7 protein-coding genes and 1 pseudogene are annotated in these 11,611 nt (G+C 73.8%); 6 read left to right on the forward strand and 2 right to left on the reverse strand.

Going from position 1 to position 11,611, the window contains the following annotated elements:
• Positions 1–39: 39 nt before the first annotated feature.
• Positions 40–975 (forward strand): methylmalonyl Co-A mutase-associated GTPase MeaB, encoded by a 936-nt coding sequence (meaB, locus tag ACGFIR_RS20465; protein WP_392999446.1) that lies wholly within the window; start codon positions 40–42, stop codon positions 973–975.
• Positions 976–988: 13 nt separating this feature from the next.
• Here meaB and ACGFIR_RS20470 read toward each other — a convergent pair whose 3' ends face one another.
• Positions 989–1,633 (reverse strand): TetR/AcrR family transcriptional regulator, encoded by a 645-nt coding sequence (locus ACGFIR_RS20470; RefSeq protein ID WP_392999087.1) that lies wholly within the window; start codon positions 1,631–1,633, stop codon positions 989–991.
• 154 nt (positions 1,634–1,787) lie between these two features.
• Here ACGFIR_RS20470 and ACGFIR_RS20475 point away from each other — a divergent pair, with 154 nt between their 5' ends.
• From ACGFIR_RS20475 to ACGFIR_RS20495, 5 genes and pseudogenes are all read left to right on the forward strand, one after another.
• Complete coding sequence (locus ACGFIR_RS20475; protein ID WP_393146480.1) at positions 1,788–3,917, forward strand: ABC transporter permease; 2,130 nt, start codon at positions 1,788–1,790, stop codon at positions 3,915–3,917.
• Positions 3,918–4,049: 132 nt separating this feature from the next.
• Positions 4,050–4,463, forward strand: coding sequence for an Asp23/Gls24 family envelope stress response protein (locus tag ACGFIR_RS20480; RefSeq protein ID WP_392999091.1), 414 nt, complete (start codon positions 4,050–4,052; stop codon positions 4,461–4,463).
• A gap of 107 nt (positions 4,464–4,570) precedes the next feature.
• Positions 4,571–6,259, forward strand: a complete 1,689-nt coding sequence (locus tag ACGFIR_RS20485; protein ID WP_392999093.1) for a methylmalonyl-CoA mutase — start codon at positions 4,571–4,573, stop codon at positions 6,257–6,259.
• Positions 6,260–6,469: 210 nt separating this feature from the next.
• Positions 6,470–7,387, forward strand: a complete 918-nt coding sequence (locus tag ACGFIR_RS20490) for a tetratricopeptide repeat protein (RefSeq protein WP_392999095.1) — start codon at positions 6,470–6,472, stop codon at positions 7,385–7,387.
• 128 nt (positions 7,388–7,515) lie between these two features.
• A pseudogene (locus tag ACGFIR_RS20495) lies at positions 7,516–8,712 on the forward strand (arginase family protein); the annotation flags it as partial.
• An 862-nt stretch (positions 8,713–9,574) separates the two neighbouring features.
• Here ACGFIR_RS20495 and ACGFIR_RS20500 read toward each other — a convergent pair.
• A complete protein-coding gene (locus tag ACGFIR_RS20500) occupies positions 9,575–11,536 on the reverse strand; it encodes a penicillin-binding transpeptidase domain-containing protein (RefSeq protein ID WP_393146482.1) in 1,962 nt (653 codons plus the stop codon).
• Positions 11,537–11,611 lie beyond the last annotated feature (75 nt).

The raw sequence follows: 11,611 nt of genomic DNA on the forward strand, positions 1-11,611 counted from the left end.
GCGGGCGCACCCCCGGTGCGCCGCAGCCGGGACGTGCCGATGCTGGTCGAGCGGGCCCGCGCGGGCGATCCCCGCGCTGTCGCCCGGCTGATCACCCTGGTCGAGTCGGGCGACGAGACGCTGCCGCGGATCGCGGCGGCCCTCGCGCCGTACGCCGGTCAGGCCCAGGTGGTCGGGTTGACCGGCTCGCCCGGGGTGGGCAAGTCGACCACGACCAACGAGCTGGTCCGGGCGCTGCGCGCCCGCGGTCACCGGGTGGGCGTGCTCGCCATCGACCCGTCCAGCCCGTTCACCGGCGGGGCGATCCTCGGCGACCGGGTCCGGATGCAGGACCACGCCACCGATCCGGGCGTCTACATCCGGTCGATGTCCAGCCGGGGCCACCTCGGCGGGCTGTCGGCGGCCACGCCGCAGGCGGTGCGCGTGCTGGAGGGGGCCGGCTGCGACGTGGTGCTGGTGGAGACCGTGGGCGTCGGGCAGGCCGAGGTGGAGGTCGCCTCGCTGGCCGACACCACGCTGGTGCTGCTCGCCCCGGGCATGGGCGACGCGATCCAGGCGGTCAAGGCCGGCATCCTGGAGATCGCGGACGTCTTCGTGGTCAACAAGGCAGACCGGGACGGCGCCGACGCCACCTACCGCGACATCCAGGGCATGATCGCCCTCGGCGAGCGCGGCCCGGGCGAGTGGCGGCCGCAGGTGGTCCGCGCGATCGCCGCGCGGGGCGAGGGGATCGACGACATCGCCGCCGCCATCGACAAGCACCGCGGCTGGCTGGTCGAGCACGGCGAGCTGCGCCGCCGCCAGGAGGCGCGGGCCGCCGCCGAGATCGAGGCGATCGCGCTGGGCGCGCTCCGCGCCCGGATCGGCTCCCTGCGTGACGGTACGGAGCTGCCGGCGCTCGCCGCGAAGGTGGCCGAGGGCTCCCTGGACCCGTACGCGGCGGCCGACGAGTTGCTCGCCCAGATCGCCTCCTGACGGAGTTCCCGGGCTACGGGCCCGCGTCCGTCAGCGGGTTGGCGGTCGCGGGCCGGCTGACCGGTGCCGACAGCATGCCGGCGATGGCATCGGCGAGGAAGTCGCCGACCACCGGCCAGCGGGGGTCCTGACCGTCCCGTTCGGCCCGGGCCTCGACCTCGGCCGCCGCCGTCGTGACGATGCGGGCGATCAGGGCCGCCCGGCCGGCCACCACTCCCGGGTCGAGGTGCGCCAGGCGGGACGCCAGCGAATCGCGGATCCGCAGGACGCCGGGGGCGGACTCGAACGCCTCACGCGTCAGGGCACGCATGGTGGGGTCGTGCAGGGCCTGGCCGAGGAAACGGGCCCGCCAGCTCGGCCGGGGCAGGTCCGCCAGCACCGCCATGGCCGGCAGCACGAGGCTGCGTACGTCGCCGAGCACCGAGTCGGCGCGGTCGGACCGCGCCCAGTGCGCCCGCTCGAGGGCGTCCATGTGCCGGGCGATCAGGGCGCGCAACAGTCCCTCGCGACCGCCGAAGTAGTAGCGCACCGCGGAATGGTTGGTGTTCCCCGCCACCTCGGCCACCTTGCGGTCGGACACCTGCGCGATGCCCGACTCGGCGAACAACCGTTCGGCGGTGTCGAGCAGGGCGGTGCGGGCGGCCTCTGACCGTGCCATGAACTGGCCTCTCCTCGCGGGGTCCGGGTGGTGATGTGGCGTGGGTCAAACCTAGGCGGTTCGGATGCCGTGACCCGGGCGGCCTACACTCTGTAAGTCACGTGACTTACGTCGGCGTACCGCCACGCCCCACCGAGAACCCAGGAGCATGCCTGTGCCCTCGATCGACCCGGGATCCGCCGAGCCGAACGCCGCGGAACGCAAGGAGCGGATCATCCGCTCGGTCGCCCTCTTCGTCATGCCGTTCCTCATGGTCACGATGATGTTCGCGACCTACATGGCGACCATGCACTCGCCGCAGCCGCGGCAGATGCCGGTGGCGGTGGTCGGCAGCGGCGCGCAGGCGCAGGCGATCGTCGAGGCGCTGAACGCCGCGCCCGGCGAGCCCGCGAAGGCCCGGTTGGTCGGGTCCCGGGACGACGCGATGGAGCTGCTGCGCGACCGGGAGATCAGCGCCGCGCTCCAGCCGCCGGCCACCGACTCGACCTCGGCGACGATCTTCACCGCGACGGCGGCCGGTGCCTCCCGGGCCGCCACCGCCCAGCAGATCCTGGCCCCGGTCGCGGTGCAGCAGGAGTGGACGACCACGATCGAGGAGGTCGCGCCCCTGCCCGAGGAGGACCGGGCCGGCATCGCGGTCCTGTTCGCCGGGATGGGGATGATGCTCGCCGGCTACGTGCCGCTGAGCCTGCTCCTGATGGCCGCGCCCCACCTGCTGCGCCTGCGGCGGTTCGTCCCGCTGGTCGCCGGCTGGTCGGCGGTGACCAGTACCGTCATCTGGCTGATCCTCGGCCCGGTCGTGGGTGCGGTCGACGACCACTACCTCACGTTCCTCGGTGTCGGCATGCTCGCGACCGGCGCCGTCGGTCTGGCCCAGCTGTTCTTCACCAAGGTGATGGGGCCGCTGGCGGTCCTGCTCGGGATGCTGCTCTACGTCGTGTTCGGCATGCCGGCGTCGAACCTGGCGCTGCCGACCGACACGATGCCCGCGTTCTTCCAGTTCCTGCACGGCGTGCTGCCCCTGCCGGCGGCCGGCGAGGCGCTCCGGTCGGCCCTCTACTTCGACGGCCGCGGCCTCGGCGGTCACCTGCTGACGCTGGCCGGTTGGGTCGTCGCCGCCCTGCTGCTCAGCCTGCTGATGGAGCGCCGCGGTGTCGCCGTCCCGCAGGCACCTGAGGTCGACGGCCCGGAGACGCCGCTGCCCGCGTTGGCCGGCGGTCCGCTGCGGTCCAAGTGGTTCCGGTACGCGACGGTCGCCGCGTTCCCGCTGACCATCCTGGTCGTCGTGGTCGGCCTGATGAGCTTCTCGATGCACAAGCCGGAGCCGCACGACATCCCGGTCGCGGTGGTCGCCGCCGATCCTCAGCAGGCCGAGCGGGCCGCGGCGGGTCTGCGGGCCGGGCTGGACGGCGTCGCCGACATCTCGGTGGCCGCGTCGGTGGACGAGGCGACGGAGAAGATCCGCGCGCGGGACCTGGTCGCCGCGTACGTGCTGCCGTCGGAACCCGGTGGCGCGGCCACCCTGTACTCGTCGTCGGCCGCCGGGTTCAGCCAGCACACGATGGTGCAGACGATGTTCCGGCAGGTGGCCGCCGGGCAGCAGCTGCCGCTGGCGCTGACCGACGTGGCGGAGCTCAGCAGCACCGACACGATGGGCAGCAACAGCCTGTACGTCGGCATGTCGTGGATCATGTCCGGGTTCCTGATGATGGCCGTGCTCCGGGGCGGGGCGCCGCACCTGCGGCGACTGCGCCAGTTCCTGCCGATCCTCGGCGGCTGGGCGGTCGGCATGTCCGTCTGGCTGTGGCTGCTGTTCGACGTACTCATCGGCGCGGTCGACGGGCACGCGCTGGAGATGATCAGCTTCGGCGCGGCCACCATCTTCGCCGTGTCGCTGGCGACCGGGGTGTTCACCCGGGCATGGGGCCTCGGCGCGATCATCCCGATGATGGTGGTGTTGATGATGGCCGGTGTGCCGGCCTCCGGGGGTGGCCTGTCGGTCTACCTGGTGCCGGAGTTCTTCCGGCCCCTCCAGGACATCCTGCCGCTGCCCGCCGCGGTGGACACGGCCCGGTCGCTGGTCTACTTCGACGGCGTGGGAGTCGGGCGGAACCTGGCGGTCGTCGCGGTCTGGGCGACGGCGGGCCTGCTGCTCAACCTGGTCGTGGACCGGTGGCTCGGGCGCCGGGAGAAGTCGGCCGGCGGGAACCGGCCGCAGTCGGCACCGGGCACGCCCGGTGGAGCGGACGGGATCGGCGAGCTGGAGCCGGTGGGAGCCCGCTGAGCCGGTCGCCGCGCGACGGTGCGGAGACGCCGTCGCGCGGCGACCACCCGTCCACTGCGGACGGCCCTGGCCTAGTACGCTCGCACCGCCGCACGGTCGGCGTGGGGCGGTGCGCGGCGGAGTGGGGAGACGATGGCTGACGAGGCGACGCAGGAGCTGTCGGTGACGCCGGGCGCGGTGGCGGGCGGGAGCACGCACGTGTCCGACGAGGTGGTGGAGAAGATCGCGGTCGCCGCCGCCCGTTCCGTACCCGGGGTGGTCGAACTCGGCGGGGACGTGGCCCGGTTCTTCAACGCGGTGCTCGACAAGGTCGGGCTCGACCAGGTCGGGGACGCGCGGCGCGGCTGCTCGGCCCACGTCACGAACGGCGCGGCGGTGGTCAACCTGGTCATCGTGATCGAGGCCGGCCGCCCGGTGCCGCAGGTGACCGCCGAGGTCCGGGCGCAGGTGACGGAGGCCGTCGAGGCGTACGGGCTGCGGGTCGACGAGATCAACATCAGGGTCGACGACGTGGCCCTGGGCGGTGGTGCCGCACCGGTGGCGTGAGGCGTCCGGCGACCGGAGTTACCTGCCGGTACGAACATACTTAGCGATCGTTCAGGTCTGGGCTCTACACTCGCAGTGCAGTCGAGGACTCGAGGAGGAGCCCTGCGATGAACGCCGACGAGATCGCTGCCGGACGGGCACGCTGGCAGGCCCGCTACGACGCCGCGCGCAAGCGGGACGCCGACTTCACCACGCTCTCCGGGATGCCCGTCGAGCCGGTCTACGGGCCGCCGGAGGGGGTCGCCTACCCGGGCTTCGACCGGATCGGCTGGCCGGGCGAGTACCCGTACACCCGGGGCCTGCACCCGACCGGCTACCGGGGGCGGACCTGGACGATCCGGCAGTTCGCCGGTTTCGGCAACGCCCAGCAGACCAACGAGCGCTACAAGATGATCCTGGGCGCCGGCGGCGGCGGTCTCTCCGTCGCCTTCGACATGCCGACACTGATGGGCCGGGACTCCGACGACCCGCAGGCGCTCGGCGAGGTCGGGCACTGCGGCGTCGCCATCGACAGCGCCGCCGACATGGAGACGCTCTTCGACGGCATCGACCTGGCCGGCGTCACCACCTCGATGACCATCTCCGGGCCGGCGGTGCCGGTGTTCTGCATGTACCTGGTGGCCGCCGAGCGGCAGGGCGCCGACCTGTCCACGCTGGACGGCACGCTCCAGACGGACATCTTCAAGGAGTACATCGCGCAGAAGGAGTGGCTCTTCGACCCGGAGCCGCACCTGCGTCTGATCGGCGACCTGATGGAGTACTGCGCCCGGGAGATCCCGCGCTACAAGCCGCTCTCGGTCTCCGGCTACCACATCCGCGAGGCCGGCTCGACCGCCGCGCAGGAGCTGGCGTACACCCTCGCCGACGGCTTCGGCTACGTCGAGCTGGGGCTATCCCGGGGGTTGGACGTCAACGTCTTCGCGCCCGGCCTGAGCTTCTTCTTCGACTCGCACGTCGACTTCTTCGAGGAGATCGCCAAGTTCCGGGCCGCCCGCCGGATCTGGGCCCGCTGGCTGCGCGACGTCTACGGCGCGACCAGCGAGAAGGCGCTCTGGCTGCGGTTCCACACGCAGACCGCCGGGGTGTCGCTGACCGCCCAGCAGCCGGTCAACAACGTGGTGCGTACGGCCGTGGAGGCGCTCGCGGCGGTGCTGGGTGGCACCAACTCGCTGCACACCAACGCCCTGGACGAGACCCTGGCGCTGCCCACCGACGAGTCCGCCGAGATCGCCCTGCGTACCCAGCAGGTGCTGATGGAGGAGACCGGGGTGACCAACGTGGCGGACCCGCTGGGCGGATCCTGGTACGTCGAGGCGCTCACCGACAAGATCGAGGCCGAGGCGGAGGAGATCTTCGCCCGGATCCGCCAGCTCGGCGGCGAGGGACCGCACCGGATCGGGCCGATGACCTCGGGCATCCTGCGCGGCATCGAGGACGGCTGGTTCACCGGCCACATCGCCGAGTCCGCCTTCGTCTACCAGCAGGCGCTGGAGAAGGGCGACAAGAAGATCGTCGGCGTCAACTGCCACACCGGCACGGTCGCCAAGGACCTGGAGATCCTGCGCATCTCGCACGAGGTGGAGCTGGAGCAGCGCCGGGTGCTCGCCGAGCGCAAGGCCGGCCGCGACGAGGCCGCCGTGCGGGACGCGATCGAGCGGATGGTCGCGGTCGGCCGTACCGACGGCAACATGATCCCGGCCATGCTGGACGCCGTCCGCGCGGAGGCCACCCTCGGGGAGATCTGCGACGCCCTGCGCGCCGAGTGGGGCGTCTACCGCGAACCCGCCCGTTTCTGACCCTTCCCGACCCGCTGATCCTGCCCTTCGCGCCCCCGGCGCACTCCGCGTGAATCGGAGTGCGCCGGGGGCGTTGCGGCGTCGTGTCGCGCGCTGCCGGGCGGCGGGTGGGGCAGGGGCCCGCGAAGGGCCGGAGCAGCCGTGACAGTCGCAACTGTCGCCGTCGCGGTTGATCTGAGTTCGGCGGGTCGCGTGCGAGACTAGGTAACCATGAGCGACCCACGGATCACCTCGTCGATCTTCACCCGCGGCGCGGTCGACCTCAGCGCGCTGCGCACCCCCGCACAGGCCCCTGCCCGCCCCGCCCCCACGGCCCAGCCCGCCCCCTCCGCCGAACTGCCCGGCGCCGCCGGTGGCGGCGTCGCCGTCATCGACGTGAGCGAGGCGACATTCCAGTCCGAGGTTCTCGAGCGCTCGCTCAGCACACCGGTGATCGTGGACTTCTGGGCCGAGTGGTGCGAGCCGTGCAAGCAGCTGAGCCCCGTGCTGGAGCGGCTGGCCGCGGAGGGCGGCGGCGCCTGGGTGCTCGCCAAGGTCGACGTGGACGCCAACCCCCGGATCGCCCAGATGTTCCGGGTGCAGGGCATCCCGATGGTCTACGCCGTGGTCGGCGGCCAGCCGATCGACGCCTTCTCCGGCGTGGTGCCCGAGGCGCAGCTGCGGCAGTGGATCCAGGCGGTGCTCAAGGCCGGTGGCGTGAGCGTCGCCGAGCCGGAGGACCCGCGCCTCGACGAGGCCGACGACGCCCTGATGAGCGGTGACCTCGACGCGGCCGAGGAGGCGTACCGCAAGATCCTCGCCGAGTCGCCGGCGGACGCCGCGGCGGAGGCGGGCCTCGCCCAGGTCGGGCTCGCCCGCCGGGTGGCCGGGGCCGACCCGGGCGCGGCGATCGCCGCCGCCCAGGCGAACCCCGACGACGTCGAGGCCCAGCTCCTGGCCGCCGACATCGAGGTGCTCAGCGGTCAGGCCGAAGCGGCGTACGCCCGCCTGGTCGGCCTGGTCCGCCGCACCGCCGGTGAGGAGCGGGAGAAGGTACGCCAGCACCTGGTCGGCCTCTTCACGGTCGCCGGGCCGGAGGATCCCGCGGTCGCCTCGGCGCGCCGGGCCCTGGCCAGCGCCCTGTTCTGAGCAAGCCTGTTCCTGAGCACGCCCTGTTTCTGAGCAAGCCTGTTTCTGAGTAAGTCCTTTTCTGAACAGCACGCCAGCGCGGGCCGGCGTTTCGGCCGGCCCGCCCGACGTTTCGAGGACGGGAGCCCATGATGCGCCGGATCGCCGTCCTCGACGCGCCCAGCAACCTCGGCCTGCGCCCACCCACGTCCACCTCGGTCCCCGGCTGCGGGAAGGCCCCGGGCGCGCTGCGCGACCAGGGGTTGCTCGCCCGGCTGCGGGCCCGAGACGCGGGCTGCCTCACCGCGCCCCGCTACGACCCGGGCGACTGGCGACCGGGCGACGGCGTCTGCCACGCCCGGGAGATCGCCGACTACTCGGTGGCGCTGGCGGAGCGGATCGGCGCCATCATCGACCGCGGCGAGTTCCCGCTGGTGCTCGGCGGTGACTGCTCGATCCTGCTCGGTTCGGCGTTGGCCATGCACCGGCTCGGCGAGGCGGTCGGTGGGCGCATCGGGTTGGTCTTCGTCGACGGCCACTCCGACTTCCGGCACCCCGGTAACGCCTCCTACGTGGGGGCGGCGGCGGGTGAGGACCTCGCCCTGGTCACCGGGCGGGGGCAGGCCGACCTGGCCGCGATCGAGGGACGCCGGCCGTACTTCCGGGACATCGACGTGGTGGTGCTCGGCATCCGGGCGCAGGACGAGTACCGCCTGGACCTCCAGGCCGCCGGGATCACCACCCGGCCGGTGCCGGCGCTACGCGCCGAGGGGGCCGCGCGTACGGCGCAGTGGGCGCACGAGCAGCTCGCCGACTGCGCCGGCTACTGGGTGCACGTCGACGTGGACGTGCTGGACCCGGCCGTGATGCCGGCCGTCGACGCCCCCGACCCGGGCGGGATCGCCTTCGCCGAGCTGGAGATCCTGCTCGCCGGGCTGGTCGACACCCCGCACTGCCTCGGCGTCGAGCTGACCGTCTTCGACCCCGACTACGACCCCGACGGCGCGTACGCGGCCGAGATCGTCAACACCGTGGTGGCCGGTCTCCGCCCGGTCTCCGCGCCGGCGGCGTCGCCGCCCCGGCTGCTCCCGGGCCCGGCCTCCGCCCGCTCGGCCGGTCCCTCCGCCTCCGCCCGCTCGACCGGTTCCACGTCGTCTGTGGCCGCCACCAGCCCCTCGTCTGCCGGCTCGTCCGTGCCCTCCGCGCGGCGGAGCGACTCTCGTCCAGAGGGCGGGATCATGCCTCCGAGCGACTCCGCACCCGTCTTCGTTTCCGTGCCCGTTCCGGAGCGCGGCGGCGACGACCGCGTCCCGGGCGGCGCCGAGGACCTTTCGCCGGCGTCGCCCGGAGCTGTCGGGGCGTCCGGGCCGGTGGCGCTGCTCGGAGCTGTCGGGGCGTCGGGGCCGGTGGGGTCGCTCGGGGCGTCCTCCGGGCCGATGGGAGCGCTCGGAGCGGTCGAGCCGGAGGACCCGCTGCCCGAGGACGGCACCTCGCCGTCCACCGCCGGTATCGCCTGACCGCCGGCACCCCGCCGTGGACGCGGCCCGGCTTCACCGCCGCCGCTGCGGGTCCGGAACCGCTCGGACCGCGGTCGTCGCGGCGCGGGCCGGCTGCGAGCGGAAGATCGGGCGCCTCGGGCAACCGGCGGTGCCAGGTGCCGGGGAGTCGTAGGTCGCCCTGTCGAGCTGCCCCATCTGTGCGCCCATTCGATCGAGCATGTCGAGCCGGGTTCGCCGCCGGGTTCGCCGAGGAACGGGTGCCTCCCCACGTCCGATCGGCGAGGCAAACGCCGGAGGTCACCCTGCTGCCGCCCTTGGAGGAAGCCGTCCACGCCCCGCGCGACCATCGCCCGGCGGTGCCTGGGGCCATCGGTGGAACCTCATGGGTGTCACCGACGGGTGTTGACACCCGTGAGGTTCCACCGGTGCGCCGCCCGAGACGCGTCCGATGCCCCGGGCCGCCCCGGTGACCAGCACGATCGGGCCAGCGGGTGCCCCGTCTGTAGGGGCAGCTCGACACCGCCGTGCGGACCGGTGGCGCCGCTGGTCGACCTGGTCGGCGGCGTCGATCGGGTGGCGCGGCGGCTGGCGGAGAGCGTTCGGCCGGCTTCCGGACCCCGGAACCCATCGCGGAGGGGGCGGCTGGGCCCACGGGACTCCGGGCCCACCGGTTTCCGGGCCCACGGGACCCGGAGAGCCGGTGGGCTGGTCAGCGGGGGAGGGCGCGCAGGAAGCGTTCGGCGGCGGGGACGGCCGTGGCGGTGCTGGCGCCACCCTTCTCCACGAAGACCGCGAACGCGATGTCGCCCTGCCAGCCGACGAACCAGGCGTGGGTGTGCGCCGGGTTGTCGTCGTACTCGGCGGTGCCCGTCTTGCCGTGCACGGGTGCGCCCGGCGCGTCCCGCAGCGCGGCGCCGGTGCCGGCCGTGACCACCTCGCGCATCATCGCCCGTACCGCCTCGACCGAATCCGGCTTGAGCTGCGGGCCGGGGGCGGCGGGCTGGGCCGGGGCCGGATCGAGCACCAGCTTCGGCTGCTCGAAGCGCCCCCGGGCGACCGCCGCGGTGGCCGACGCCATCGCGAGGGGGCTGACCAGGGTGGTGCCCTGGCCGATGGCGGCGGCGGCCTGTTCGGTCGCGCCGCCGTTCGCCGAGACCTTGCCGGTGAAGGCGTCCAGGCCGACGTCCCACTGACCCTCCAGCCCGAGGGAGCGGCCCGTCACGGCCAACCCGTCGGGGCCGAGCTTCGGCGCCAGCGCCGCGAAGGCCGTGTTGCACGACCTGGCGAAGTCGGTGCGGAACGGCACCGCGCCCAGCTCGAAGTTGTCGGAGTTCTTGAACGGCCTGCCGTCGACAACGAACGTCTTCGGGCAGTCCACCGTCGCCTCCGGCGTCACCGCGCCCCGGTCGAGCAGGCCGAGCGCGCTGACCATCTTGAAGGTGGAGCCCGGCGGGACCTGGGCGGTGAAGGCCAGGTTCTCGCCGGCCGCGCCGGGACCGTTGGCCGCCGCGATCACCGCGCCGTCGCTGATCCGTACCGCCACCAGGGCCGCCCGGCGCTTCTCGCCGCGCAGGGCGGTGTCGGCCGCGTTCTGGGTGGCCACGTCGAGCGTGGTCTTGACCGGTTGCCCCGGCTTCGGGTCGCTGCGGAACACCTCGGTGCCGGTGGGCACCAGCGTGCCGTCCGGGCCGGGCCGCTCGATGACCACCGTCAGCCCGGGGACGCCACGGAGCCGCTCGTCGTGGCGGCCCTGGAGACCCCCGTGGCCGACGAGGTCGCCGGCCTCGTAGCGGTCGGGGTGCTTGGCGAGGTCGTCGGCCTGGGCCGGGTCCACGGAGCCGAGCAGCGCCCGGGCGAACTCGCGGGTGGGGGCCAGGTCGAGCTTGTCGCTCTGGAACTTCGTGCCCGGCAGGTCGTAGATACGCGACTTGATCTGCCGGTAGGCCTCCTCCCGCAGGGTCACCACCTCGACGAACGCCCCCGGATCCGCGTCGGCGAGCCGCTTGGGCAGGTCGGAGAGGTCCACGGGCGGGTTGATCGCGGGCCGGACCGCCCGGAAGGCCGCGTCGAGCTTCCGGGTCAGGCCCGGGAGGTCGCTGACCTCCCCCGGTTGGAGCCCCACCCGCACCACGGGGCGGGGTGCCACGATCGGCCGGCCGGCGTCGTCGAGCACCGCGGCCCGGGTGGCGGCGTCGCGGCGCAGCCCGAGCCGGTCGCCCCGGGTGAGCTGCTCCTGCACCAGCTGCGGCTCCCAGATCACCCGCCACTCGTCGCCGCCGCGGGTGAGCCGCACCGGTCGCTCGTACGCCCAGCGGGTCTCGCCCGGAAGGGCCCAGTCGATCCGGACCACCGCGGTCGCGACGTCCTTGGTCACCTTCACCTCGCCCCGGCGGGTCAGCGTGGGCGGCGTCGCGACCAGCTCGCCGGAGAGCTCCTTGAGTTCGCGGACGACGTCGGCCGCCGGCACCTTCGCGCCCGTCGGGTCGACGAAGCCGACTGCCTGGAGGTCACCCGAGCGCCAGCCGGCCAGGAAGGCGTCGACATCGCGCTCCGGTCCGTCACCGTCCGAGCACGCGGCGAGGGCGCCGGCCGCGAGCGCGGTCGCGGTGAGCAGCGCCAGCGGCGCGCGGAGCGGGTTGGGGCGGGTACGGCGGGGGTACGGCAGGCGCATGGGAGCGGATCTCCGATCTCGGAAAACTGCCCTGCACGCTAGTACGGCGGCGTCGTTCGCACCGTCCCCCCGCAC

Source organism: Micromonospora sp. NPDC049051, assembly GCF_043197575.1.
Lineage (GTDB): Bacteria > Actinomycetota > Actinomycetes > Mycobacteriales > Micromonosporaceae > Micromonospora.

Bases quoted from the DNA above. Each gene is read 5' to 3' on its own strand.
- ACGFIR_RS20480 (WP_392999091.1), top strand. From the start codon at position 4,050: ATGGCTGACGAGGCGACGCAGGAGCTGTCGGTGACGCCGGGCGCGGTG.
- meaB (WP_392999446.1), top strand. From the start codon at position 40: ATGCTGGTCGAGCGGGCCCGCGCGGGCGATCCCCGCGCTGTCGCCCGG.
- ACGFIR_RS20485 (WP_392999093.1), top strand. From the start codon at position 4,571: ATGAACGCCGACGAGATCGCTGCCGGACGGGCACGCTGGCAGGCCCGC.
- ACGFIR_RS20470 (WP_392999087.1), bottom strand. From the start codon at position 1,633: ATGGCACGGTCAGAGGCCGCCCGCACCGCCCTGCTCGACACCGCCGAA.
- ACGFIR_RS20490 (WP_392999095.1), top strand. From the start codon at position 6,470: ATGAGCGACCCACGGATCACCTCGTCGATCTTCACCCGCGGCGCGGTC.
- ACGFIR_RS20500 (WP_393146482.1), bottom strand. From the start codon at position 11,536: ATGCGCCTGCCGTACCCCCGCCGTACCCGCCCCAACCCGCTCCGCGCG.